Source organism: Photorhabdus asymbiotica, from assembly GCF_003634575.1.
Classification (GTDB): domain Bacteria; phylum Pseudomonadota; class Gammaproteobacteria; order Enterobacterales; family Enterobacteriaceae; genus Photorhabdus; species Photorhabdus asymbiotica.
Genome location: NZ_RBLJ01000002.1, coordinates 1,108,315 through 1,132,937, shown reverse-complemented (window position 1 = coordinate 1,132,937; position 24,623 = coordinate 1,108,315). Strand labels below are relative to the sequence as shown.

At 42.0% G+C, this 24,623-nt stretch carries 24 protein-coding genes; 11 read left to right on the top strand and 13 right to left on the bottom strand.

Annotation, left to right across the window (positions count from 1 at the left end; translation table 11 throughout):
* Window positions 1-136: 136 nt before the first annotated feature.
* The 3 genes from BDD30_RS12190 to BDD30_RS12180 are packed head-to-tail and all read left to right on the top strand — an operon-like array spanning window position 137 to window position 3,047.
* Entirely contained in the window at window positions 137-769 is a 633-nt protein-coding gene (locus tag BDD30_RS12190) for a glycosyltransferase family 9 protein (protein WP_015836433.1), read from the top strand.
* Window positions 766-1,869, top strand: a complete 1,104-nt coding sequence (locus BDD30_RS12185) for a glycosyltransferase family 4 protein (RefSeq protein ID WP_015836432.1) — start codon at window positions 766-768, stop codon at window positions 1,867-1,869. The genes BDD30_RS12190 and BDD30_RS12185 overlap by 4 nt, the downstream gene beginning before the upstream one ends.
* On the top strand, window positions 1,869-3,047 hold the full coding sequence (locus BDD30_RS12180; protein WP_015836431.1) for a glycosyltransferase family 4 protein: 1,179 nt from the start codon (window positions 1,869-1,871) through the stop codon (window positions 3,045-3,047). Before BDD30_RS12185 ends, BDD30_RS12180 begins: the two co-directional genes overlap by 1 nt.
* A gap of 53 nt (window positions 3,048-3,100) precedes the next feature.
* On the opposite strand, the gene rfaL is transcribed toward BDD30_RS12180, so the two are convergent.
* Complete coding sequence (rfaL, locus tag BDD30_RS12175) at window positions 3,101-4,324, bottom strand: O-antigen ligase RfaL (protein ID WP_231849159.1); 1,224 nt, start codon at window positions 4,322-4,324, stop codon at window positions 3,101-3,103.
* A gap of 114 nt (window positions 4,325-4,438) precedes the next feature.
* Between rfaL and mutM the strand changes: the two genes are divergently transcribed.
* On the top strand, window positions 4,439-5,248 hold the full coding sequence (gene mutM / locus BDD30_RS12170; RefSeq protein WP_015836429.1) for a bifunctional DNA-formamidopyrimidine glycosylase/DNA-(apurinic or apyrimidinic site) lyase: 810 nt from the start codon (window positions 4,439-4,441) through the stop codon (window positions 5,246-5,248).
* A 70-nt stretch (window positions 5,249-5,318) separates the two neighbouring features.
* On the opposite strand, the gene coaD is transcribed toward mutM, so the two are convergent.
* The 6 genes from coaD to rfaQ all read right to left on the bottom strand — a co-directional run bounded on the left by coaD (window position 5,319) and on the right by rfaQ (window position 11,253).
* A complete protein-coding gene (gene coaD / locus BDD30_RS12165) occupies window positions 5,319-5,801 on the bottom strand; it encodes a pantetheine-phosphate adenylyltransferase (protein WP_015836428.1) in 483 nt (160 codons plus the stop codon).
* An 11-nt stretch (window positions 5,802-5,812) separates the two neighbouring features.
* On the bottom strand, window positions 5,813-6,574 hold the full coding sequence (locus BDD30_RS12160) for a glycosyltransferase family 2 protein (RefSeq protein WP_015836427.1): 762 nt from the start codon (window positions 6,572-6,574) through the stop codon (window positions 5,813-5,815).
* A complete protein-coding gene (gene waaA / locus BDD30_RS12155; RefSeq protein ID WP_015836426.1) occupies window positions 6,575-7,852 on the bottom strand; it encodes a lipid IV(A) 3-deoxy-D-manno-octulosonic acid transferase in 1,278 nt (425 codons plus the stop codon).
* A gap of 100 nt (window positions 7,853-7,952) precedes the next feature.
* The gene (locus tag BDD30_RS12150) at window positions 7,953-9,065 is read right to left on the bottom strand and encodes a glycosyltransferase (protein WP_015836425.1); all 1,113 of its coding nucleotides are present in this window, start codon (window positions 9,063-9,065) and stop codon (window positions 7,953-7,955) included.
* Window positions 9,062-10,192 carry a glycosyltransferase family 4 protein gene (locus BDD30_RS12145; RefSeq protein WP_015836424.1) on the bottom strand — a complete coding sequence of 377 codons (1,131 nt, stop codon included), beginning with the start codon at window positions 10,190-10,192 and terminating at the stop codon, window positions 9,062-9,064. Before BDD30_RS12145 ends, BDD30_RS12150 begins: the two co-directional genes overlap by 4 nt.
* On the bottom strand, window positions 10,189-11,253 hold the full coding sequence (gene rfaQ, locus BDD30_RS12140; RefSeq protein WP_015836423.1) for a putative lipopolysaccharide heptosyltransferase III: 1,065 nt from the start codon (window positions 11,251-11,253) through the stop codon (window positions 10,189-10,191). Before rfaQ ends, BDD30_RS12145 begins: the two co-directional genes overlap by 4 nt.
* Window positions 11,254-11,470: 217 nt before the next feature.
* Between rfaQ and BDD30_RS12135 the strand changes: the two genes are divergently transcribed.
* Window positions 11,471-12,439 (top strand): polysaccharide deacetylase family protein, encoded by a 969-nt coding sequence (locus tag BDD30_RS12135; RefSeq protein WP_015836422.1) that lies wholly within the window; start codon window positions 11,471-11,473, stop codon window positions 12,437-12,439.
* Window positions 12,440-12,933: 494 nt separating this feature from the next.
* Here BDD30_RS12135 and rfaC read toward each other — a convergent pair whose 3' ends face one another.
* From rfaC to rfaD, 3 genes are read right to left on the bottom strand one after another with little or no spacing between them, the layout of a single operon-like run.
* On the bottom strand, window positions 12,934-13,899 hold the full coding sequence (rfaC, locus tag BDD30_RS12130) for a lipopolysaccharide heptosyltransferase RfaC (protein ID WP_015836421.1): 966 nt from the start codon (window positions 13,897-13,899) through the stop codon (window positions 12,934-12,936).
* The gene (rfaF, locus tag BDD30_RS12125; protein ID WP_015836420.1) at window positions 13,899-14,951 is read right to left on the bottom strand and encodes an ADP-heptose--LPS heptosyltransferase RfaF; all 1,053 of its coding nucleotides are present in this window, start codon (window positions 14,949-14,951) and stop codon (window positions 13,899-13,901) included. The genes rfaC and rfaF overlap by 1 nt, the downstream gene beginning before the upstream one ends.
* A gap of 10 nt (window positions 14,952-14,961) precedes the next feature.
* Entirely contained in the window at window positions 14,962-15,900 is a 939-nt protein-coding gene (gene rfaD / locus BDD30_RS12120; RefSeq protein WP_041382616.1) for an ADP-glyceromanno-heptose 6-epimerase, read from the bottom strand.
* A gap of 233 nt (window positions 15,901-16,133) precedes the next feature.
* On the opposite strand from rfaD, the gene kbl reads away from it, so the two are divergent.
* Window positions 16,134-17,330, top strand: coding sequence for a glycine C-acetyltransferase (gene kbl / locus BDD30_RS12115; RefSeq protein ID WP_015836418.1), 1,197 nt, complete (start codon window positions 16,134-16,136; stop codon window positions 17,328-17,330).
* 9 nt (window positions 17,331-17,339) lie between these two features.
* Complete coding sequence (gene tdh, locus BDD30_RS12110; protein ID WP_015836417.1) at window positions 17,340-18,365, top strand: L-threonine 3-dehydrogenase; 1,026 nt, start codon at window positions 17,340-17,342, stop codon at window positions 18,363-18,365.
* A gap of 188 nt (window positions 18,366-18,553) precedes the next feature.
* Here the strand turns inward: tdh and BDD30_RS12105 are convergent, their stop codons facing one another.
* Both BDD30_RS12105 and envC read right to left on the bottom strand, forming a co-directional pair.
* Window positions 18,554-19,459, bottom strand: coding sequence for a divergent polysaccharide deacetylase family protein (locus BDD30_RS12105; RefSeq protein WP_015836416.1), 906 nt, complete (start codon window positions 19,457-19,459; stop codon window positions 18,554-18,556).
* A 4-nt stretch (window positions 19,460-19,463) separates the two neighbouring features.
* Window positions 19,464-20,771, bottom strand: a complete 1,308-nt coding sequence (gene envC / locus BDD30_RS12100; RefSeq protein WP_041382615.1) for a murein hydrolase activator EnvC — start codon at window positions 20,769-20,771, stop codon at window positions 19,464-19,466.
* Between the two features lie 362 nt (window positions 20,772-21,133).
* On the opposite strand from envC, the gene BDD30_RS12095 reads away from it, so the two are divergent.
* The 4 genes from BDD30_RS12095 (at window position 21,134) to cysE (ending at window position 24,016) form a co-directional block, all read left to right on the top strand.
* Window positions 21,134-21,571 (top strand): rhodanese-like domain-containing protein, encoded by a 438-nt coding sequence (locus BDD30_RS12095; protein WP_041382614.1) that lies wholly within the window; start codon window positions 21,134-21,136, stop codon window positions 21,569-21,571.
* Between the two features lie 72 nt (window positions 21,572-21,643).
* Complete coding sequence (gene secB / locus BDD30_RS12090; RefSeq protein WP_015836413.1) at window positions 21,644-22,120, top strand: protein-export chaperone SecB; 477 nt, start codon at window positions 21,644-21,646, stop codon at window positions 22,118-22,120.
* Window positions 22,120-23,142, top strand: a complete 1,023-nt coding sequence (gene gpsA / locus BDD30_RS12085; RefSeq protein WP_015836412.1) for an NAD(P)H-dependent glycerol-3-phosphate dehydrogenase — start codon at window positions 22,120-22,122, stop codon at window positions 23,140-23,142. The genes secB and gpsA overlap by 1 nt, the downstream gene beginning before the upstream one ends.
* Before the next feature lie 52 nt (window positions 23,143-23,194).
* A complete protein-coding gene (gene cysE / locus BDD30_RS12080) occupies window positions 23,195-24,016 on the top strand; it encodes a serine O-acetyltransferase (protein ID WP_041382613.1) in 822 nt (273 codons plus the stop codon).
* A 100-nt stretch (window positions 24,017-24,116) separates the two neighbouring features.
* Here the strand turns inward: cysE and trmL are convergent, their stop codons facing one another.
* Window positions 24,117-24,605: a tRNA (uridine(34)/cytosine(34)/5-carboxymethylaminomethyluridine(34)-2'-O)-methyltransferase TrmL gene (trmL, locus tag BDD30_RS12075; protein WP_041382612.1), complete on the bottom strand. Its 489-nt coding sequence runs from the start codon at window positions 24,603-24,605 to the stop codon at window positions 24,117-24,119.
* Window positions 24,606-24,623 lie beyond the last annotated feature (18 nt).

The window sequence follows — 24,623 nt, the reverse complement described above, 5'->3', positions numbered from 1 at the left end:
GACATTTAACTAATTGATATTAATTTGTTTTTAAATCTATTGTTAATTTAATTACCCTATCTTTATCAAGAGCATATAAAATAGATTCTTGGATGTTTTGTTGAATTTTATAGCAGATTAATCAGATAATTATCTTATGCAAATCGAAAATATTCTGGTCATTGTTATAGCACGTTTCGGTGACACCTTACTGGTGATGACGGTTATTCGTGCTTTAAAACAGAAATGGCTTGGTGCGAATATTGATGTTATGGCGTATAAAAGAACCAAACATACCTTGGAAAATATAAGTGATATCAATAGATTGACTGCTTTTTCAAAAAGTAAGGCAAAATGGTGTCGCTGGTTTACCCGTAGACATTATGATATAGCTTTAGTATATGGCGACGACGAACCTTTATTGCAGTATGCGAAACGTAGATCACGCTTAACAGTTTCATTTTCAGATAAGTCTTCGTGGCAACCTAATTGGTTGACGGTAAAAAAGCCAGAGCAGTTGCTGCCGGCTCAGCAGGAACGTGCCATGCTTGCTAGTGAGATTGGGGTTGAAGTAAGTGACTGGCAGTTGAATTACTGTGTTAGTGAAGAGGAATTGCGTTTTGCCAACATTATGCGGCGGCAGCATCCACATCTGGCGGTTATTGAACATCTGGTTCACTATATGCAAGCTACATGTGAAGACTCGATGTCTGTTATATCTGTTGAACAAATCTGGCAGGAAACTCAAAAGTTACTAGAAACTCAGTCATTAGGGATAACAACAAGATGAAAATAGGTTTAGTTGATGTCACTGTGACGATGTCTTACGGTGGTATTCAGACGGCAGTTTGGGAGCTTGCGAAAGCGCTGACTGATGCCGGCCATGAAATTCATATTTTTGGTGGGAAGGGGGATGTTCAGCCAGCTCTCGGTGACAGGGCTATACAGATCCATACTTTTCCATTCACCCCCAGAGAGCAAGTGATTAATATTGGCCGACGTTTTCAGCGTATTGTTGAACGTTACTCATTTGCTCGCCATGCCCGCCATGCTGTCATTGCTGAAGATTTTGACTGGATTATTCTAACTAAGCCGTTTGATTTTTTTTGGCCACGAATGATGCCAAAAGAGAGTCGTACTAAGTTTTGCTATATGAGTGGTGGAACCAGTTTCTTCAAGGGGGACAGGGGGCTGAGTAAGAAAATTTCAGCTTGGGTGGCATGTAGTCATTTTAATGCCTGGCAGATTCAGCACCATTTTAAACAATTTCCTCAGGTTATTTACAACGGTGTTGATATTAATAAGTTCAGGCCAGCAGATTCTTCTGTCAGAACGCGTCTTGGGATCAGTGATAAAACATTTTTGCTAACTTTTGCTGGGCGTCTGGTTGGCTGGAAAGGTATGCATGTGGCGATTGATGCAATGTCTCGGTTACAGGATAAAGATGTTAAGTTGTTGATTATCGGCGCGGGTGAAGATCTGCAACGTTTGAAGAAACGAGTTGCAGCCCTGCGACTGGAAGAACAAGTTATCTTCCATCCACCGGTAGGACATGATCAATTACCTGAATATTATGCTGCTGGTGACGCGGGGATTTTCCCAAGTGTTGGTGATGAAGCGTTTGGGATCACTATTGCGGAAGCGATGGCGTGTGGTAGACCTGTTATTGCCAGTTATATCGGAGGCATACCTGAAGTGGTCGGTAATGAAAATAATTCAGGTATTTTGGTCACACCAGGGGATGCTTCAGCCATTGTCGATGCGGTTAATATTTTATTGTCCCAGCCAGACAGAGGGCAAAACATGGGAAGGAAAGCGCGTCAGCGGATTGAAACAATGTATACCTGGGAACATTCAGCAAATCGTTTACTGAAAGCAATAGATAAATAATGAAGATTGCCTATATCGACCCCTATCCGGTTCCTGATTATCGGGTGGCATCATTACAAATCTTACAAAATGTTGACGCATTTGCCCGTCAGGGGGCTGATGTGTACTTGGTTACGCCAGAGGGTACAAATACTGCTGAGGAGATACTTGGGCGCATATTGCCATCATCGGCTAAACTGATGCCTTTACGCAATATCCGGCGTAAGTGGTACTTTCCGCTCAATACTCAAAAGATGTTCTATTTCCAGGTTTCCTGTTGGTTGAAAAAGAACAGCATAGATGCGGTTTTTACCCGTAATTTGAAAATGGCAAAATATCTATTATGTGAACATCCAGAAATTCCTCTGTTTTTTGAAAGTCATGAAATTTTTGCTCAGTCGTTTAAAGAATCACATGATTTGAGTAAAAATAAAAATCAGTATAAATATCAGAAACTGAAAGAAACCGAGAGCTTTGTTTATAATCAGTCCAGGGTTATTTTTGTTCTGACGTCATTACTGAATGATGACATTATCAGTGAATATAATGTCAGCACACCAATTGTTGTTGCACCAGATGGTGTTGATATGTTGGCCGTGGAGTCGATATCATCAGATAAATTTATGTCGACTGACCGTGAATTACCCACCCAGATCCTTTATCTGGGAAGTTTGCATCGTTGGAAGGGAGTTCCAACGGCAATTGAAGCGATGATTTATCTTGAAAATGCAGTGCTGAATATTGTGGGTGGTGAGCCAGAACAAATTCAACAATTACAGCAGATTGCTCAGCAGATTGGTGTTTGTGACAGAGTTAATTTTTTGGGGTTTATTCAACCCAGATTGCGTTTTCAGGTGATTGCAGATAATGATATTTGTTTGTTGCCATTAACTAAGACCAGCATTGGCAGCCGTTATACCTCTCCACTGAAATTATTCGAGTATATGGCGATGGGTAAACCTGTGGTGATTTCTGACTTTCCTTCTATTCGTGATGTGGTTGATGAAAACGCGGTTAGTTTTGCTGATAGTGAGAATGCGGCAAGTTTTGCTCAGCAAATTCGGTTATTAAGAGCTAATCCGGAAAAGGTTAAAGCACAAATCAGTTATGCCAAAATGTTGGTAACAGAACGTTTTAATTGGGATCAGCGAGCCAGGCTTATTATGCAGACAATATCAAAGGATATTTCTGCACAGTAATCGGTGTGGTGGCGGTCATATGCAGTCACTGATGATATGACCGGGATATCTGATTACTCACTTTTCTTTTTATATAGTGCAATCATCAAACCGAGTAAAATGCCTATCTCATTAATATAAGTATTTTCAAAAGCTCCGCGGACAATAAATAATCCGATAAATCCAGTTAATAGAATAATGCCTGCCTGCTTTATTATGCCACTATTACGGCCAATAATATGGCTACCAGTGTACAGTGCGGAGATGGTCATTAGTAAGGTTGTAATTAGGCCGATTATTCCACCTGCAAACCAGAATGCCAGAAAGATATTGTGGGGGCCGATGGATGCACGAAATACCCAGTTTGGATAATCGGCAACTCGTTCATTGTAAACCTTATGGTAGACCTTATTGCCATAACCATAGCCTTTAATTGGATTTTCTAGAATCAAATTAAGAGCAGCCCCTTGTGTGCCATTTTCATAACGCTGGCTGCTATCAGTTTGAGTAAGCTTCCAAAATAGTAATTTAGTATTTTCATTAGCTATTATCGTAGTGTGAGAAAGGACAACTGAAAAGCTAAGGATTAAACTCGCTATTATGGTCAGTTTCCATTCACGATTAATCATGATGATAAAGGCAGTTATAACAGCAACAGCTACCCAAGCGCCACGGGCTAAGGTACCTAATAACAAAAACAAACTGATAGCTGAAGCAACAGCTAGTATCAGCCAACTAACTAAGGTGTGTTTCTTCCACAGTGCCCAAGTGCAAAGTAGAATGGGGAAATAGAAAATAAAACCATAAGAAAATTCCCGGTGATCGAAGTTGGTAAAAGGCATTTTACCCTGACTATAGTCAATAAAATATTTACCAATATCAGTCAGGCATATTGCCAGCATCCCAATGGTAAATGAATATAGAATCATTTTGGCAATGCTTTCTTTACTCTCTTTGTACAATACAACCGGAAAAGTAAAACTGAACAGTAACAACCCATTCAGGATGGGTTTCTTCATCTCTTGAAAGCTCAAGGCAGGTTCGACGGAAATCGCCACTGAATAGAACATTGCTAGGGTAAATAACAGAATGGATAGCAACAATGAATTGCGCATAGAACGCATCACTTGACGAAAGTCTGTTGCCAAATAGGTCAGCGCTGTAATGCCAATCAGAATAAGAACCAGGTTTTTATACCGTGTTATATCAGGCAGATAAACGAGGGATATATAAATCCCAATGATGGATAAGTTCCATAATGACTTTTTGTTGAGATTTTTAACATCAAACATATTCATCAATCTATTTTCATTCCTGTTGAGTCTGGTTGGAAATGATACACGAAAATATTATCTTAATCTGCTGAGATGCAATAGAGTTGAAACAATATACATAATACAGGAGTTATCATCATGCCAGAACTACCAGAGGTAGAAACCAGCCGGAGAGGAATAGAACCACATCTGGTAGGAAATGTAATTCAGTATGCGGTAGTCAGAAATGGGCGGCTACGCTGGCCTGTTGCGGAAGAAATTATGACGCTGAGTGACCGGCTTGTACTCAGTGTTCAACGACGAGCTAAATATTTGCTGATTGAGTTAGCAGAGGGTTGGATTATTATCCATTTGGGTATGTCGGGTAGCTTACGGATACTGCCGGAGGAACGTCCTGCGGAAAAACATGATCATGTGGATTTAGTCATGGCCGATGGTAAGGTCTTGCGTTATACCGATCCCAGACGATTTGGGGCGTGGCTATGGAGTAATGATCTCAATCAGTGCTCAGTATTGACTCATTTGGGGCCGGAGCCACTTTCTGATGACTTTAATGGCGCTTATCTCTACGCCCGATCAAGGAATAAAAAAACATTGATTAAGCCTTGGCTAATGGATAATAAGCTAGTTGTAGGCGTTGGTAATATCTATGCGAACGAAGCGTTGTTTACTGCTCATATTCAGCCTGAGCGCCCGGCACATACGTTGGCAGAGCGTGAAGTGTATTTATTGGTAGAAACGATTAAAAAGGTTCTGCAACGATCTATTGAGCAAGGGGGAACGACACTCAGGGATTTCTTGCAATCTGATGGTAAGCCCGGCTATTTTGCTCAGGAATTGTTTGTTTATGGCAGAACCGGAGAGCCATGCCGGATTTGTGGTGGAAACATAGCAAGTATTAAGCTTGGGCAACGTAGCACTTTCTTTTGCTGTCATTGCCAGCATTAATTTATGTTGGATATCGGGGAGAAGCTTAGGGATAGGGAGTATCCCGGCTAATCCCGATAATTTCAGAAGCTTATTTACCTAATTTTTTTAGCATTGCCTGTGCAGCAGGTTCTGGCAGGAATGATGAGATATCGCCATCGTGACGGGCGACATCTTTAATCAAGGACGAAGATACAAACGAGAGATTTTGTGATGGTAGTAAAAAGACACTCTCCAATTCAGGCATAAAGTGGCGGTTCATATTTGCAAGCTGCCATTCATACTCAAAATCAGACACTGAACGAAGGCCGCGGATAAGAATATTGGCCTGTTGCTTCTTTGCGAAATTAGCCATCAATTCACAAAAACCCACTACTTCCACATTATCTAGATGTGAGGTTACTTCTTTTGCCATGGCAACGCGTTCATCCAGAGTAAACACCGGATTTTTCCTGGCACTATTAGCAATAGCAAACAGAACGTGGTCAAACATACCCGCAGCACGGGTAACAATATCGATATGTCCGTAGGTAACAGGATCAAATGTTCCGGGATAAATAGCTTTGGTTTTCATTAATTTTACCCTTATTGCTGTCTCTTTTCCCACAACGCGGCATACTTATTAAACGTATATTGAGCGTTAACGATAGCCAGTATTAATCCCTGTTTACCATCAAGAAAGCCGGCCCGCAACAGCCAGGTTTTAACGAAAGCACCAAAAGTATGGCTAAAAATCGAAAAATAACTGCACTGTTTACCTTGTTCGTGACGTTGTTTGGCCCATGCTTTAGCATAATTTAGCTGTTTTCTCTGAAATTCCATCAGGTCACGACAAGTAAGATGAAGTAAATCCCCTTTCAAAATAACAACCGGTGCTCCATGGGTTTCAAGCGATTCATGAACCTGATTATCGTTGTATTGATAACGATCACGGGCATAGAGGCGAAGGACTCTATCGGGATACCAGCCACTGTGTTTCATAAAGCGGCCAAGAAATAAATTCCGGCGGGCGCAGCTGTAGACTTTGTTGTTATCAGCATGGTTCAGAACTTGCTGTATAGATGCTTTCAGTTCTGGCGTTACACGCTCATCAGTATCGATCATAAAAATATAATCACCAGAAGCGTATTGCTGAGCTAGCTGGCGCTGGCGACCAAATCCCGGCCATTCTGTATTGGAAAATATTTTTGCACCCATGGCTTGTGCTATCTGGCAGGTATCATCTGAACTGCCAGAATCAAGCACGATGATTTCATCAGCCCAACTGACTGAGGCCAGACAATCTCTGATCAGATCCGCTGAATTCTGGGTAATCATGACAACGGAAAGACGTTTTCTCTTACTCATTCAGTGGCTCCGTGGGGGGAGATAGGGTTCCAGCAATTTAAGCAGACGTTGAAGGGTACCCTGATTCTCATGCAATACTTCTGCGGCGTGGCGGCCATAGTACAAGCGATAATCTTCATCAGTCAGCAAGCTGTTGATTTCGGTGAACAGAGATTGGCTGTCAGTAACGGTAATCAGGCCATTAGCTTGATCCAATTTGGCGCAGATATCTTTAAAGTTAAAGGTATGGGGGCCCATTAACACTGGAATGGCATGGGCTGCGGCTTCTAGTGGGTTATGTCCACCGCGCTCAACCAGGCTGCCACCAACAAAAGCCAGATCTGCAATACCATAGAGTAGCATCAGCTCACCCATTGTATCGCCAATAACAACCTGGATATTGGCTTCGGGGATTTTCCCGGAACTGCGAAGAATATAACTTAACCCGACTTTCTTTGTTAGTTCTTCAGCTTTAGCAAAACGTTCAGGATGGCGTGGCACGAGAATCAGTAGCAAATTTGGGAATTGTTTCAATAAATTGCAATGAGCATCCAGAATATAACTCTCTTCTCCATCGTGGGTACTCGTGGCTATCCAGACAGGACGACGAGCAGCCCATTGTCGTCGTAATGTCACCGCCTTAGCTGCCAATTCAGGTGTGACTGAAATATCAAATTTCAAACTGCCAGTGATAGCCAATTGAGAGCGTCTCAAACCTAATTCAATGAAACGTTCGCCATCTTCCTGATTCTGCGCTGTAATCAAGGTAATTTTGTGCAAAATTGTTTTTACGAAATGGCCTATTTTTTGGTATCCCGCAGCCGAACGAGCAGATAAACGGGCATTAGCAATGACTAGAGGAATATTACGTCGATGAAGCTGGAAAATGAGGTTAGGCCAAAGCTCTGTTTCCATAATGATAACTAACTTTGGATTAACTTGATTGAGAAAGCGCTCCATAGAGCCAGGCAGATCGTAAGGTAAATAGACGTGATTAACATCATTTCCCAAAGCAGAAAGCACTCTCTCTGAGCCGGTCGGCGTCATCGTAGTCACTGTAATCGGTAAGAAAGGGTAGTGGTGACGTAAAGCTCTGACCAACGGGATTGCGGCTAACGTCTCTCCGACGGAAACTGAATGAAGCAGGATGCCCCCAGCGGCAACTTTACCAGCACAGAAACCGTAACGTTCACCCCAGCGCTTACGGTAAGCAGGGGCCTTGCGGCTGCGAAGAAATAAACGCAACCAAATCAGAGGTTGGATGAGGTAGAGAAGTACCTGATATAAACGCAATAACATTCTATCAAATTCATTTATATAAATTAGCGCCAATAGTATCACACTGCTTCAAGGAAAGTGTGAAAATGCATATCTGTATAAGATAGAGACGGTTGATGTCTTAAAAGCTGCGTTTATCTATCAGTGACACATATTGTCGCAGTATATGGTCACTATCAAACTTCTTATACATATCTTCAGTAATTACAGGGGGGTGATTATAGATCAATTGCATTTTTTCAGCTAACGAGTCAGGCGTAAGCTGAGATAAATATTGCGTTAATTCACCCGTCATAATCTCATTGACACCACCGGGACATTGAGTGCTGACAATCGGTGTGTGACAGATTAATGCTTCAATCAGAACCGTTGGTAAACCTTCGCTATCTGAACTGATAACGACGGCTTTTGCTTCACGAATAATAGGTAGGGGGTTAGCATGAAAGCCAGCTAAAATAACTTTATCGGTAAGATTAAGTTCACTGATTTTCTGTTTAATCTCTGATTCAGCTTGTTCTTCCCCTTTACCAACGATAAGTAACTTACAAGGAAGTTCCGCTTTAGCAAAGGCTTCCAGAAGGCGGTCATGGCGTTTAACTACATGAAAACGACCAACGTGTAGCAGATATTCTATTCCGTGGTAAGGATTGTCTTGATTTGCTTTTTCTTTGATTTCTTTAAAATCAAATGGATTGTAAATAGTCAGTACTTCTGCTGGTTGCAGAGAAATATTTGTTTTTAAATCATCACTTACTGCATCAGAGACACAAACAAGCTTCCTGTTTTTATAGGTTTTTTTAATTTTTTCTTTTTTTATCCAGTAAGCAAGTCCGCTTTTATTACCAAGGTAAGATTGAGAAAAGATACCGTGGATGCAATGCCAGACATTACAATCAGCTAAAACTTTTGATTTAACAACGATTCTGTCAGTTTTGTGCAGATTAGAGATTACAAGAGCCGGTTTATTTTTTTCTTGGAAAAGTTTCTGTAAAACTTTATCCATAGATTTAGCTCTGCGATTAAGCTCATTGAGTCTTCTTAAGGGGCCTTGATAATGATCCGCATCGACAAGGTAATTAATCCCGTCAGGGATGGTATAAGCCAGCCTGGTATCAAGTGAAAGAATGGAGATTTGATAACCAGATTGATGTAATCCATTGGCGAGCCTAAGTGTGACGTTTTCTGCGCCACCACCAGGTAATCCATCGATAATAAAAAGGATATGTTCTGTCACTGTGCCAATACTCGTTGATAAAGATGAATAAGTTGCTGTGATAAATGTTCGGGTGTCGAATGCAGAATTCGGTTTCTTGCTTCGGATGACATTTTTGTGCCCAAGATGTTATCAGGTATACATTGAATCGCTTCTGTTAGTTGACTAATGCCAAGAGCGTCACAAACAAAACCATTTTTTTCTTGAATGACAAATTCGGAACCACCACATGTCGTACTGGTAATAACGGGTAAACCGCAGGCCATCGCTTCAAGAATGACATTTGGAAATGGATCGTACAATGTGGGCAGTAATAAAGCATCTGCCATCTGGTAAAAAGGAAGAGTGTGTTTCTGTAATCCCATAAAGCGGATACGTTCGTTGCAACCTAAGGAATTTGCCAGAGCGAAATATTTTTTTTGCTCTTTATCTTTACCGATAACTAACAAGTAATCACCCGTTCTTGCAATAGCTTTAATTGCGGAGGCTAATCCTTTCCGTTCAAACCCAGAACCAACGTAAATTAAACACTTGGTATTTACTGGAATGTAATTCTTTTTCCGCAGTTGTAACCGAGTTTGCTCGTTTGCGGGGTAAAATTTTTTGTGGTCGATGGCGTTATAGATGACAGAAATCTTATCTTCGGCAAGGTTAAAATCCTCCACCAATTCTTTTTTGATCATTTCAGCATTACAAATGACTTTTTTGAGTTCAGGTGCTGAATACATCTCTTTTTCTGCATCCATAACATAACGATGATAGCGATCGTTCAACAACCACGTTGCGCGCCATTTAGGCAAAATTTTTGCCCGTTGCAATAACCAGCGGCGATGAACCCCATCACCTGCGCGATAAATATCACAGCCGGCAATCCTTTCATGGCTTTGGACTAAATCAAATTTTTCTTGTTGCCAAATAGAACGAGCTGCTTTGGCGAAGCCTTTTTCTCGGCTAATGCGGCCTAATTTAATCGGATTGCATAAGTGAAGATGCCAATTTGGGTTATTTTCTCCTTGCCAGGATCGGGTGATAACATTCAGCTCTAATTGCTGATGACTCAAAGCTTCCAGCGCCCTTGAAACGAAACGTTCGGCTCCTCCATCGGGACGATATTTCTGACGAATGATAGCCAAACGCAAATGTTTCATAAGAGGTGCCTCCTTGCCGAGGAAATAACAGCTTCTGTTGGGATCAAGTCTAAGTACCGTTCGTTGGTATCGGTATCAATATCATCTGGGTCGGGCAGTCTACCATAATTTCCAGCCCAAATAACCTCACCAATCGCTTGCCATGGTCGCCAAAGTGTTAGTTTGGATGGGCCAAAGAGGGCAATGCAGGGAGTGCTTAAAGCGGCAGCCATATGTATAGGAACAGAATCAACGCTGATTAGTAACTGAGCATGGTCAATGAGTGCAGCTAATTTTGGCAAAGTTAATTGTCCGGCCAAAGATATTATGTTTTTATCGGGACAATACGATAAGATATTATTTATCATTGTTATCTCTCGTTCATCGGGGCCTGATGTTAAGATAACTTGCTTTCCATCATTTTTTAATGAAGTTATTATTTCTGCCATTTTCTTTTCATCCCAGCATTTAAAAAACCAGCGGGATGTTGGCTGAATAACAATGTATTTTTGTCCAATAGCATGTTGAGCCAAAATTTCTTTTACCCAGATTAAATCTTTCTCACTGTAATTCATCTTCACATTAATCATAAATGAGGATAAATTCAGAGGATTTAGAATGGAAAGATTTTGCTCTACAGTATGCATTGAATGGTGCTGAGCTGTATTAATAACTTTAGTATAGCAGAGATGCCATTTCCAGTTCTGCCGTTTGGGGTAATTGAAACCTAAACGGATTGGCGCGCCAGTGAATAAAGTGATAAATGCGCTTCGCCATTGGTCTGCCAGATTCAAAACCAAATCATAATGGCGTTTTCGTAATTTTTTAAGTAACTGATATTCATGACGGAGACGTGATTTAGTTCCCAACTTTTTCCATTTTCGGTCAATGGAAAAAATACGGGAGATATCGGGAGAATTTTCTAACATTGGCTGAGTTTCTTGATAAAGCAAAATATCAATTTCGGCTTCTGGATAATGATATTTTAATGTGCTAATTACTGGAGTGATTAACAGCATATCTCCATGATGTTGGAGTTTTATCACTAAGATTCGTTGAAAATTGCCAATTTTATTTGCCATTATTATTTATTCTGCAAATTAACAATATAATGATTTTAATAGAGGGACATGGCTGCTGCTACTTTATTTATTCTGTTTAAGTAAATAATGCGATCCAGTTCCAGAATTAAATGAAGCATACATAAAACTACCATTTAATAGTTAAGTTAATTGCGCTATGTCACTGACCTGAGTACCATAAAGACCCAAATTTGGTTGTGTTTTAGGCATGCATCTGATGATTTTACCAGCATTTATTATCACTATTGATACTGAAGGTGATGACTTGTGGAGAAACCACAGTCAGATTTCGACAGAGAATACGCGTTATTTACCAAGATTTCAGGGCTTATGTGAACGTTTTGGTTTTAAACCTGTTTGGCTAACGAACTATGAGATGGCAATGGATGATTTATACATCGACTTTGCTAAAGATGTGATTGCCAGGGGGCAGGGTGAAATTGGTATGCATTTACATGCCTGGAATAGTCCACCGCTTGTTCCTCTTACAGACGATGATATGCGTTATAAACCTTATCTGATTGAATTTCCGAAAGAGCAAATCAGGGCGAAGGTTGATCTGATGACTAACCTGTTGGAAGATAAACTACAAACTAAAATGCTAAGTCATCGAGCGGGGCGTTGGGCATTTAATGAATATTATGCTGAGTTGTTAGTGGAATATGGTTATCAAGTTGACTGTTCTGTAACACCAAGAGTTAATTGGAGTTTCACAAAAGGCGATCCTAGTGGTGATGGTGGAACTGATTACAGTCACTTTCCATCTTATGCCTATTTTATGGATTTACAGGATATTTCTAAGCGGGGAGATTCTTCTTTGTTAGAGGTACCCATGAGTATTCAATATAAGCATCCACCATTGATGAACTTCCTTAAACAGAAATATGATAGTTTGCGTGGGAAACAGCGTTCTCCATCTGTTAACTGGTTGAGGCCAAAAGGTGGTAATCTGGAACAAATGAAAAAAGTTGTTCAGCAAACATTGGCTGAAGGTAGTGATTATATTGAATTTATGCTGCATTCCTCTGAGTTTATGCCGGGTGGTAGTCCAATATTTAAAGATGAGGAACAAATTGAGCGTCTTTATCAGGACTTAGAAGGATTGTTTAACTATCTTAAACCCAAAGTTCAGGGTATGACATTGGCTGAATATTATCAGTCAAAGAGACAGGAAAGAAATAGGTGAAAATTTATTTACTATTTCTTATATTCTTATAATTCATGCTTTGACATATTTAAACAGAGATGTGCATTTTATCAGGCTATATGTTTAAATGTGTTATTATTTTTTACGACTATAATATTAGTAAATTTTACATTTAATACTCCTACAATCATCTGATTGTAGGAGTATTATTCGATTTGATATTAAATTAATATCAAATGCCAAAAAACATGAGCCGCAGTTTATCCATCTGTTATTAAGATCTTTTATTGGGAAATTTAAGATAAAAAATATATTGCTTATTTCCTGAAGTGTTTTCAGTTTCTTATCTATTTTTACTCAGTGGATGGGTATTAGAGAAAACAGAATTGATAATGGTTGTAATTACATATTGTAGTTTATTAATAGAGTTGCACTAATAGTCAGGTGGATTATTAGTGCAATATAAATATGCTTAAATAATTCTAACCGCTTGTTGAGAAAGCAATTATGCAAAATTGTTTTCTGGGTTACCTTTAGACTCGTTCTTTCTGAAGATGTGCTAACACCTGCGATGGCGTAATACTTTTGATATCCCCATCCTCTGCTTTTAAAGGCATTTGTTCTTTGCCATAGCCCCCGATCAGGCCCGGGTCTGTCGGGCCAAATAGCGTAATATTAGGGCGATCCAGTGCCGCGGTGAGGTGGCTCAGGCCAGTATCAACAGAAACAACCGCTTTTGCTCCCGCCAGTTGTTGGGCTACTTGGGCTAAAGTCAGTTTTGGCAGTACCTCCACATGAGGGAAACCTTCTGCCAGCCTCAGTGCACGTTGATGCTCATGTTCAGCTCCCCAAGGGAGTTTAATTCGTATACCTGTTGGTTGAATTTCAGCAATCAGTTTACACCAGTGGCTTTCCGGCCAATGTTTTTCGTCGCGGGTAGTGGCATGGAGAAAAACCAGATAATCGTCTTGATTTTTTGGTTGTTGCTTTAAAAAATGGCAGGCAATGCCATAATCACCTTGTGTTGTCGGTTTGCTATAACCAAGACTGACAGCAAATAATTCCCGGATACGTTCTACAGCGTGTTGTTGCTTACTGACTGGATGACGGAAATCATAAAAGAAACTTGCCAACGGCTCTCGGATGCTTTTACGGTCGTAACCGTGTTTGGGGCCATGAGCTAAGCGAGTGACCAGTAATGCGCTTTTCAATAACCCTTGAGCATCAATAATGGCATCATATTGATGTAATTTTAGTGTTTCTTTGAATAAACGGCGTTCTGAGCAGGTCTCTTTACTAAACCAGCTTTTACGCCAGCGGCGAATAGCAACAGGAATAATGTTATCAACAGCACTGTGCCAACCTGGGATTTGTGCAAAGCCTTCTTCCACCACCCAATCAAAACGGACATTAGGCAGATTTTTTTCTGCATCAGTAAGTGCCGGGAGAGAGTGGAGTACGTCTCCCATGGAAGAAGTTTTAACCAGTAAAACCCGCATTAATTCTGATTCTCCACTTTTAATAATTTTTCCAGAGAAGCCATAACCTGCTCTGGTTGGATATCGATAAGACTCTGATGATAGCCATGTGCACTGTCACCTTTTCTGATCTTGTGATAACCAGTAATAAGGCGGATAACTTCTGTTTTGTCAGATAATGGTGGGGTAAAATCTGGGCTGCTTGGGCCATAGAGTGCAACGAGAGGGCGATTAAGTGCTGCGGCAACATGCATCAAACCAGAATCGTTAGTCACAACTGCATCACAAGCAGCGATAATATTGACCGCTTGTTCAAGAGATGTTTGTCCGGCAAGATTGATACAATATTCACGCGCTTCTTCCGTCAGTGATTTGCGAATATCTTCTCCACCTTCGTGATCCTTAGTAGAGCCAAACAGCAGAATTTGATATCCCTTTAGCGTAATAAGTTGTTGAGCTAACGCAGCATAATGATAGTGCGGCCAACGTTTCGCCGGACCAAATTCTGCACCGGGGCAGAAACCGATAATCGGTCGGTGATCAGAAATGTTGAATGTCGCGGTAGATTCGGCAATATCTTCATCAGTGACATTCAACTGAGGCCATAGTAATGGCTGAGTGAGATTTGTTGCACTGCTTATCTGCTTTGCATCGTAGGCTAATGCGACATAGCGATGAACCATTAATGGAAAAGCTTCTTTATTCAGTATACGAATATCATTAAGCAATCCATATCTCATTTCACCGCGCCAGCCGGTGCGTAGAGGAATATTGGCGAAAAAAGGAACTAACGCAGATTTAAAAGAGTTTGGTAGCACATAAGCGCGATCATATTTATGTTCACGTAGTGCGACACCAAGTCGACGACGTTCACCTAATGCCAATGCACCATGGCCTAATGGCATTGCTAATGCTTGATTGACCTCTGGCATTTTTGCCAGCAGTGGGCGGCACCAGGCTGGTGCCATAACATCAATTCCTGCATTAGGGTACAAAGCCTTTAATGTTCGGTAAAGGCTTTGTGACATCATCATGTCACCCACCCACGAAGGGCCGATCACCAATATTTTCATAGCGAATAGATTACTTATCCTGATTGAGCCAATGCATATATTCCGTTACGCCTTCGGCAACTGTTTTGAATGGTTTATCATAACCAGCTGCGCGGAGGTTAGTCAGATCTGCTTGAGTGAAGCTCTGATAACGACCTTTCAAATGTTCAGGAAAATCAATATATTCAACGGTTGGCGATTTATCTTTATGGAATTCAACCACTGCATCTGCAACCGCTTGGAAAGATTCAGCGCGACCCGTCCCACAGTTATAAATACCAGAAACGCCATTTTTCCAGAACCACAGGTTAACCGCAGCGGCATCGCCAACGTAAATAAAATCACGTTGAAAGTTTTCACTGCCCGCGAATAATTTCGGGTTTTGTCCCTGATTGATTTGATTGTTTAGATGGAATGCAACACTGGCCATACTGCCTTTGTGTCCTTCTCGTGGTCCATACACATTGAAATAACGGAAACCACAAATCTGTGAATCAGCGTGAGGTAAAAGTTCCCGGACATACTGATCGAACAGAAACTTAGAGTAACCATAAACATTAAGTGGTTTCTCATATTGACGCTCTTCAATAAAGTTATCACTGCGGCCGCCATAAGTTGCTGCTGAAGAGGCATAAAGGAAAGGAATTTTACGATCGAGGCAATAGTGCAATAATTCCTTTGAATATTGATAGTTATTATCCATCATATACTTGCCATCCCACTCGGTTGTGGATGAACAAGCACCTTCATGAAAAATAGCATCAATATCACCTAAATCATCACCGGCCAGGATACCAATAAGAAACTCTTCCTTATCCATGTAATCAGCAATATCCAGGTCAGCCAAATTGGCGAACTTAGTACCATCTTTTAGATTATCTACGACCAGAATATCTTTATATCCTTCGTCATTCAGTGCCTTAACAATATTGCTGCCAATAAATCCAGCACCGCCAGTAACAACTATCATCGGACTCACCTCAATCAACAGGGTTATACGAAGCAAACGGCTCCTATAATAACATCTAACACTTTTGAGGGCAGCAGCTTAAACAGGGGCATATACTGAAATAATATGCTAATTCAGTTTGCATGACGTGACGGGCACAGCAAAGTTAATATTATCTGCCTGGTAATGTCGTCAGTAGCCTGATCAATCAGTAAAATATGTCACTACCCCTTTATTTAATCAGGAGAAAATCAATGTCAGCATCATTTTACCAGCAAATTAATGAACAATTGGAACAAGCCCATTCTGAAGGGCTATTCAAAAATGAACGTATCATCACATCTGCACAGAATGCTGACATTGCTGTCGCTGATGGTAGCCATGTTATTAACTTCTGTGCAAATAACTACTTAGGTTTGGCTAATCATCCCGATCTGATTGCAGCGGCTAAAACGGGAATGGATAGCCACGGTTTTGGCATGGCATCTGTTCGCTTTATTTGCGGAACTCAGGATACTCATAAAGAGCTGGAGCAAAAGCTGGCAGAATTCTTGGGCATGGAAGATGCTATTCTTTACTCTTCTTGTTTTGATGCTAACGGAGGTTTATTTGAAACCTTATTTGGGCCGGAAGATGCCATTATCTCTGATGCTCTGAACCACGCTTCTATTATTGATGGTGTCCGTTTATGTAAAGCGAAGCGTTATCGCTATGCTAATAATGACATGCAGGAACTGAGAGCACAGTTGGAGAAAGCAAAAGCGGATAATGCTAGCCATATTGTGATTGCAACAGATGGCGTATTTTCGATGGATGGTGTCATTGCTGACTTGAAATCTATCTGTGATCTGGCTGATGAATTTGATGCAATGGTCATGGTGGATGATTCTCATGCTGTTGGTTTTGTTGGTGCTCATGGTCGCGGTACTCATGAATATTGTGACGTAATGGATCGTATTGACATCATTACCGGCACATTAGGCAAAGCGTTGGGTGGTGCTTCAGGTGGCTATACTGCGGCGCGTAAAGAAGTTGTTGAGTGGTTGCGTCAGCGTTCCCGTCCATATCTGTTCTCTAACTCACTGGCACCGGCAATTGTCGCGGCATCTATTAAAGTACTGGATATGCTAAAAGAGGGGGATGCGCTACGTGATCGTCTGTGGAAGAACGCGAATCTGTTCCGTGAAAAAATGACTGCGGCAGGTTTCACTTTGGCAGGTGCTGACCACGCGATTATCCCTGTCATGTTAGGCGATGCAAAATTGGCACAGGAATTTGCCGCAGAATTACTGAAAGAAGGCATTTATGTTACAGGTTTCTTCTATCCGGTAGTCCCTAAAAATCAGGCCCGTATCCGCACTCAAATGTCAGCGGCACATACGGAAGAGCAAATTGAGCGTGCAGTTGCAGCGTTCACGCGAATTGGTAAGCAATTAAGAGTAATTGCATAAGGTATCTCTATGAAAGCATTGTCAAAGTTAAAGGCAGAAGAAGGCATCTGGATGACCGATGTGCCCGAGCCAGAGCTGGGGCATAATGATGTGATGATAAAAATCCGTAAAACTGCGATTTGTGGTACGGATGTACACATCTATAACTGGGATGATTGGTCACAAAAAACGATTCCTGTACCGATGGTTGTCGGTCATGAATATGTTGGTGAAGTTGTTGCCATTGGTCAGGAAGTAAAAGGTTTTAAAATTGGTGACCGAGTGTCTGGTGAGGGGCATATTACTTGTGGCCATTGCCGTAACTGTCGTGGTGGTCGAACTCACCTATGCCGTAATACAGTTGGTGTGGGGGTAAACCGTCCAGGCTGTTTTGCCCAATATCTGGTTATTCCTGCATTTAATGCATTCAAAATCCCGGATAACATCTCCGATGAATTAGCTTCTATTTTTGACCCATTTGGCAATGCTGTTCATACCGCGCTTTCGTTTGATCTGGTTGGTGAGGATGTGCTGGTTTCCGGGGCAGGGCCAATTGGTATTATGGCTGCGGCAGTGTGTAAGCATGTTGGTGCGCGTCATGTTGTTATTACAGACGTTAACGAATATCGCCTCGCATTGGCACGTAAAATGGGCGTTAGCCGTGCGGTAAATGTCAGTCAAGAAAGCCTGACAGATGTCATGGCAGAGTTAGGCATGACCGAAGGTTTTGATGTAGGTTTGGAAATGTCCGGCGCTCCTGCCGCATTCCGTACCTTATTGGATACCATGAATCACGGTGGTCGTGTCGCACTGTTGGGTATTCCACCGTCAGATATGGCAATTGACTGGAACCAGGTTATTTTCAAGGGATTGTTTATTAAAGGTATTTATGGCCGTGAAATGTTTGAAACTTGGTACAAAATGGCGGCATTGATTCAATCTGGCTTGGATTTGACACCCATTATCACTCACCGATTCTCTATTGATGACTTCCAAAAAGGCTTTGACATTATGCGTTCAGGTCAATCTGGCAAAGTTATTCTGAACTGGGATTAATCAGTAAATTACCACTAAGATTGACAGGCGCTTTCAGTTCTTGAGCGTCTGTTTTTTATTCGTAAATTCGACATTATATGTGGGCAGAACTGATAGTGAGATGTGATCAGGTTGTAGTTGAGAGGCATTGGCGATATTGCATACCGCCATTGAATGAACTCTATCATTCTGCCTTGTAGGATAATTTTTTATTCTTCTTGCTGAGATTTATCTTCAGCCAATTTTTGGATATGTTGGTTCACCATATTCACAATAGGGTTACCAACCAGGGTATCGCCAATGATTGCCAGATAGTCTTTGCTGGTAACGGTATCTGGTGCCTCTTTTATTTCACACTGCTTACCCCATTTATGCTGATTGCCACCAGCAGGTGTGCCACTTAGCAGCATGCTTGGGCTGACTAATTCAATATCAGCGGGAAGTGTTGGCAGCATCTTTTGTAATGCGCGAATAGTTGTTGGGTGAGGATGGCCGATAGCAATAGCTGAGCCATTCTTACGGGCAATAGAGATTGCCCGGTTTAACTGATAGCGAGTTTCCGCCTCTGATTGTACATCGTCTAGAAAAACATTACGGCGGATAACGCGGACAGGTGTACCTTTAGCTGCCTTTGTCGCCTGAGAATTACCGATTGTTACGCTATCGAGAAAATAGAGACGATAACGGGACAGTGAGTGCATCACTTTTTGCATTCCTGGCAAGCTTGAAGTCATAGCGCTGCCCATATGGTTATTCATTCCTACCGCATAAGGGACTTTTTGTATTGCTTGCTGGATGATACGGTCAATTTCTTCACTGCTCATTGTTGGCTGGAGTGTATCTGGTTCTAACCGTTGTTTACTCAAAGGAGCCATTGGCAGGTGGATTAAAATTTCTCGTCTTTGTTTATATGCTTTTTCTGCCATTTCCCTGCCATATGGGGAATCTGGCAGAATGGCGATAGAAATCGCAACTGGCATCTGCAATATTTTGCTTTCATTATGAGGACGGTAGCCAAAGTCATCAATAACAATGGCCAGACGAGAGGCACTGGTTTGCAGACTGAAAAATAGCAGAGCGATAGCAATGAATTTTGTGAACCAGAGTTGTCTCATCTGATTATCTCCCAAGCCATGGTTGTGGGTTTACGGCTCTCCCCTGACGGCGGATTTCGAAATAAAGCGCGGGTTGGTTTTGGCCGCCACTGTTACCGACCAGTGCGATGGGTTGCCCAGCACGAACTTGTTGGCCAACGCTGACCAAGGCACTCTGATTATAGCCATAGAGACTCATATCGCCTTTGCCGTGCTCTACAACGACGACTAATCCGTAGCCTTGTAGCCAGTCAGCGAGTAGTACCCGGCCATCGGATATCGCTTTGACTTCAGTACCTTCTTTGGCAGAAATCACCATACCTTTCCAGCGTAACTCACCTTGCAGAGCTTCACCAAACCCATGGATCACTCGTCCGTGAACAGGCCAGATTGCCTGACCAGCCGGACGTCCAAGGCCACCGGTACGAGCCATTAATGCACGTTCATCTTCAGTGGGTTTATAGCTAGAACCTTTCTGCTGTGCTTGTTTTTGTTTTGCTGCAATTTGAGCGCGGACGCGAGCTGCTTCTCTGGCTTCCCGTTCAGCACGTGCTTTCGCTTCTCGCTCTGCTTTGGCAATTTTATCTCTCAGACGGGTTTCATTTTGTTTTAATTCAGCAAGGTATTGCTGGTCTTTCTTCAGGGAAGACTCCAGTTCTGTCAGGGTTTTCTGCCGGGCGTTGCGGGCAACTTCCATCTGCTGCTTTTGTTGCTGTTGTTCGGACAGAATTTGTTTCTGTTCTTCTTGTTTTTGCTGCTCAAGTTTTTTCTGTTCAGTCAAATCAACGGTGGTTTGCTCAAGCGTAACAATCGTGTCCTGGCGAGCTTGATTAAGATAACTATAGTAAGCGAGGATACGCTCCCCACGTTTGCCTTCCTCGCCTTTGAACATAAGTTCAAGCCCTTGATGTTGTCCCTGACGAAATGCAGCATCTAACTGGCGTGCCAGCATATCTTGTTGCACTTTTTGCTGTTTTCTTAGTTTCTTGATATTGGCATTGAGAGCAGTAATTTCTTTATCCAGCTTATTGAGTTGAGTTTGGGTACTGTATAGGGAGCGGCCAACATTAGAAATTGTATTTTCCTGATCTTTCAGTTGACCTAACAACGTGCTGCGTTGTTGTTGTTGTTGTTGCACACTCTTCTCTTTTTCTGCGATGTTTTGCTGAAGATCTTTAAGCTGGTTTTTATTGTCGGTAATCTGGTTGGCAAAGGCATTAAAGCTGAAAACAGCAGACAAGAAAGCACAGAACAATAAGACATGGATTTTATTCCGCCATAGGTTCTGATTGCGCCGATAATTACGGCTATATATTTCTTTGTTGTCAGCCATTTCTATAGACATACCTTGCTACAATATACCCCATATTATTCCATGATGAACAATTACTTACCAGATATTGTGTTGATTTTTTACACTTTCAGATAATGCTGTCTTAACATTGAAATCGGATAACAATAAACATATTAGCCACTTTAGCCTATTTATTGCCGAAATTCCTGTATGTATTCAGTGTGGCAGAGAATATTCTGGGTATGTACTTAAAACCCGACATCTTCAGGATATTTTTATTTTTCTCGAAACTCTCCGCAAAATTTCATTGAGCTTGCGCTATTTGGCTGTAATTGACGCAACACAAAGGTATACTCTGGAACCTTAGATATTTGTTATTAACCAACGGAGTTTTTGCCCTCATGCTGCAAGAAATCATGCAATTTATTAATCAGCACATGATCATCAGCCTCATCTGGATTGCGCTGCTGGTTGCCGTTATTGTGACTACAGCGAGAGGTTTCTTCTCTAAAGCCAAAGAGATAACTCGTGCACAAGCTATTAACCTGATCAATAAAGAAGAAGCTATCGTTGTGGATTTGCGTTCCCGTGAAGATTTCCGCAAAGGGCATATCATTGGTTCAATAAATCTGACGCCATCTGAAATTAAAGACAACAATCTGGCAGAGTTGGAAAAACATAAAGGACAGCCTGTGATTGTTGTTTCAGCTAATGGTACTGAATCTCGTACTCCGGCTGAAAGTCTTATCCGTGCTGGTTTTGAGCATGTATGTTCTCTGAAAGAAGGATTGGCTGGCTGGACAGGAGAAAATTTGCCATTGGCGCGTGGTAAAAAGTAATCATTTGGGGGTGAGTGGTTACACTCACATAGAAAATTTAATAAGGACATCTAAAGAAAGGTAGCAATTATTATGTCAGACCAAAACAACACAGAAATGACTTTCCAGATCCAACGTATTTATACCAAAGATATCTCTTTTGAAGCACCAAACGCGCCACAGGTGTTTCAACAGGAATGGCAGCCGGAAGTAAAACTGGACTTGGATACGGCTTCCAGTGAGTTGGCTCAGGGGGTTTATGAAGTTGTTCTGCGTGTCACTGTGACGGCAACTCTGGGTGAAGAGACTGCATTCTTATGTGAAATACAACAAGGCGGTATTTTCTCTATCGAAGGTATCGAAGGGACCCAGCTGGCTCATTGTCTGGGTGCATATTGTCCAAATATCCTGTTCCCATATGCCCGTGAATGCATCACTAGTCTGGTGAGTCGTGGTACTTTTCCACAACTTAATCTGGCTCCGGTAAACTTTGATGCTTTGTTCATGAATTACCTGCAACAGCAGGCAGAACAATCTCAGGATGGTGAGCAGGCTCAACAGGAAGCCTAATGAATAACACTGCTTCTATGACAGTTATCGGTGCCGGTTCATACGGCACCGCATTAGCCATTACGTTAGCACGTAATGGTCATGATGTTGTGCTCTGGGGGCATAATCCAGCGCATATTCAAGCTTTGCAGCAAGCACGTTGCAATCAGGGATTTCTGCCGGATGTGACTTTTCCTGAAAGTTTATTGCTTGAAGCAAACCTGACAAAAGCATTGGCGGCAAGCCGCAACATTCTTGTTGTTGTCCCCAGCCATGTGTTTGGTGAAGTGTTAAAGCAGGTACAACCCCATTTGCGGCCTGATTCTCGTATTGTCTGGGCAAGTAAAGGCTTAGAAGCTGATACTGGCCGATTATTGCAGGATGTGGCTCGTGAGATATTAGGTAACAAAATACCGTTGGCGGTGCTTTCGGGTCCTACATTTGCTAAAGAACTTGCGGCGGGTTTACCCACTGCGATCGCTATCTCAGCGACTGAACCGGCTTTTGGTGATGAACTTCAGCAATTACTCCATTGTGGCAAAAGCTTCCGTGTTTATAAAAACCCCGATTTTATTGGTGTTCAGCTTGGTGGTGCCGTAAAAAACGTCATTGCTATTGGTGCCGGAATATCTGACGGTATGGGATTTGGTGCTAATGCACGCACTGCATTGATTACCCGTGGATTAACAGAAATGAGTCGCCTTGGTATAGCGCTCGGCGCTGATCCTTCCACCTTTATGGGCATGGCAGGATTGGGTGATTTAGTTTTAACTTGTACTGATAACCAATCACGTAACCGCCGTTTTGGCATGATGTTGGGGCAAGGAGTGAGTGTTGAAGAAGCCCAGAGCCAGATTGGTCAGGTTGTTGAAGGTTATCGCAATACTAAAGAAGTGCGTGAGTTAGCTAATCGCGCGGGGGTAGAAATGCCGATTGCAGAGCAAATCTATCAGATACTGTATTGCAATAAAAATGTGATAGAAGCTGCTCAGGCATTGTTAGGTAGAGCCAGAAAGGATGAGAGCGATGATGTACGCTCTTAAATAAAAACATAAAAAATATAATGAAATAGGTTCTATTGTGAGAGTAAATATTATGTCACTAGAAGAATTGGACGAAGTTTGGAAGAACATAAAAACAGAGGCGAGAGCACTGGCTGAATGTGAACCGATGTTGGCCAGTTTTTTTCATGCGACGTTACTCAAGCATGAAAATCTTGGTAGTGCTTTAAGCTATATGTTGGCTAATAAACTGGCCACACCGATTATGCCGGCTATTGCTGTCAGAGAAATTGTAGAAGAAGCCTATGGCTCAGACCAGCAGATGATTGTCTCTGCTGCTCGAGACATCATAGCGGTACGTTTACGTGATCCTGCGGTAGATAAATACTCGACTCCTCTGCTTTACCTTAAAGGATTTCATGCATTGCAAGCCTATCGTATTGCGCATTGGATATGGGGAGAGGGGCGTAAAGCATTAGCGATTTACCTGCAAAACCAGATTTCAATGTCTTTTGGCGTTGATATTCACCCAGCGGCAAAGATTGGCTGTGGCATTATGCTTGACCATGCTACTGGTATTGTGATTGGTGAAACAGCTGTGGTGGAGAATGATGTTTCCATCCTGCAATCTGTAACCCTTGGTGGTACAGGTAAATCAGGTGGTGATCGTCATCCTAAAGTCAGGGAAGGGGTAATGATTGGTGCAGGTTCAAAAATACTTGGCAATATCGAAATTGGTCGTGGGGCAAAAATTGGCGCTGGTTCGGTTGTACTTCGCTCTGTTCCGCCACACACAACAGCTGCCGGGGTGCCTGCCCGTATCGTTGGTAAACCTGAAAGCGAAAAGCCATCACTGGATATGAACCAGCACTTTAATGGAATCAACCATGGTTTTGAGTATGGTGATGGGATTTGATTCTTGAATCGCTGCAATATACTGCTTATAAAGCAGAGCACTTCAAAATGCCGTGTTTTTTAATAGGTCAGATGCACGGCATTAGCTTTGGTAATAGCTGCTATTCTTTTAATAAAGCGCCTGAATAACCCAATTGCCTCCAAGCTTCAAAAACCACAACTGCGACCGAATTAGAAAGATTCATACTGCGGCTGTCTGCCAGCATTGGAATACGGATCTTTTGTTGTGGTGGCATATTATCCAGAACATAAGACGGTAGCCCTCTGGTTTCTGGTCCAAACATCAAATAATCTCCAGCTTGATAACTAACTGCACTGTGTGCTGGTGTTCCTTTTGTCGTCAGAGCAAACAAACGGGCAAAAGATTCTCCTGTAACCCCTTCGTTTTCCAAAAAGGAGTGATAATCATGATGTTGCTTGATATTGGCAAACTCATGATAATCCAGCCCGGCGCGACGTAGCCTTTTATCATCCCAGGTAAAACCCAGAGGCTGAATCAGATGCAACTGAAAGCCGGTGTTAGCACAAAGACGAATAATATTACCGGTATTAGGTGGGATTTCAGGTTCAAATAAAACAATGTTTAGCATATGCCCCCCAGAAATGAG

Coding starts and splice junctions, on each gene's coding strand:
- BDD30_RS12190 (WP_015836433.1), top strand. CDS start 137: ATGCAAATCGAAAATATTCTGGTCATTGTTATAGCACGTTTCGGTGAC.
- BDD30_RS12185 (WP_015836432.1), top strand. CDS start 766: ATGAAAATAGGTTTAGTTGATGTCACTGTGACGATGTCTTACGGTGGT.
- BDD30_RS12180 (WP_015836431.1), top strand. CDS start 1,869: ATGAAGATTGCCTATATCGACCCCTATCCGGTTCCTGATTATCGGGTG.
- rfaL (WP_231849159.1), bottom strand. CDS start 4,324: ATGAATATGTTTGATGTTAAAAATCTCAACAAAAAGTCATTATGGAAC.
- mutM (WP_015836429.1), top strand. CDS start 4,439: ATGCCAGAACTACCAGAGGTAGAAACCAGCCGGAGAGGAATAGAACCA.
- coaD (WP_015836428.1), bottom strand. CDS start 5,801: ATGAAAACCAAAGCTATTTATCCCGGAACATTTGATCCTGTTACCTAC.
- BDD30_RS12160 (WP_015836427.1), bottom strand. CDS start 6,574: ATGAGTAAGAGAAAACGTCTTTCCGTTGTCATGATTACCCAGAATTCA.
- waaA (WP_015836426.1), bottom strand. CDS start 7,852: ATGTTATTGCGTTTATATCAGGTACTTCTCTACCTCATCCAACCTCTG.
- BDD30_RS12145 (WP_015836424.1), bottom strand. CDS start 10,192: ATGAAACATTTGCGTTTGGCTATCATTCGTCAGAAATATCGTCCCGAT.
- rfaQ (WP_015836423.1), bottom strand. CDS start 11,253: ATGGCAAATAAAATTGGCAATTTTCAACGAATCTTAGTGATAAAACTC.
- BDD30_RS12135 (WP_015836422.1), top strand. CDS start 11,471: ATGATTTTACCAGCATTTATTATCACTATTGATACTGAAGGTGATGAC.
- rfaC (WP_015836421.1), bottom strand. CDS start 13,899: ATGCGGGTTTTACTGGTTAAAACTTCTTCCATGGGAGACGTACTCCAC.
- rfaF (WP_015836420.1), bottom strand. CDS start 14,951: ATGAAAATATTGGTGATCGGCCCTTCGTGGGTGGGTGACATGATGATG.
- rfaD (WP_041382616.1), bottom strand. CDS start 15,900: ATGATAGTTGTTACTGGCGGTGCTGGATTTATTGGCAGCAATATTGTT.
- kbl (WP_015836418.1), top strand. CDS start 16,134: ATGTCAGCATCATTTTACCAGCAAATTAATGAACAATTGGAACAAGCC.
- tdh (WP_015836417.1), top strand. CDS start 17,340: ATGAAAGCATTGTCAAAGTTAAAGGCAGAAGAAGGCATCTGGATGACC.
- BDD30_RS12105 (WP_015836416.1), bottom strand. CDS start 19,459: ATGAGACAACTCTGGTTCACAAAATTCATTGCTATCGCTCTGCTATTT.
- envC (WP_041382615.1), bottom strand. CDS start 20,771: ATGGCTGACAACAAAGAAATATATAGCCGTAATTATCGGCGCAATCAG.
- BDD30_RS12095 (WP_041382614.1), top strand. CDS start 21,134: ATGCTGCAAGAAATCATGCAATTTATTAATCAGCACATGATCATCAGC.
- secB (WP_015836413.1), top strand. CDS start 21,644: ATGTCAGACCAAAACAACACAGAAATGACTTTCCAGATCCAACGTATT.
- gpsA (WP_015836412.1), top strand. CDS start 22,120: ATGAATAACACTGCTTCTATGACAGTTATCGGTGCCGGTTCATACGGC.
- cysE (WP_041382613.1), top strand. CDS start 23,195: ATGTCACTAGAAGAATTGGACGAAGTTTGGAAGAACATAAAAACAGAG.
- trmL (WP_041382612.1), bottom strand. CDS start 24,605: ATGCTAAACATTGTTTTATTTGAACCTGAAATCCCACCTAATACCGGT.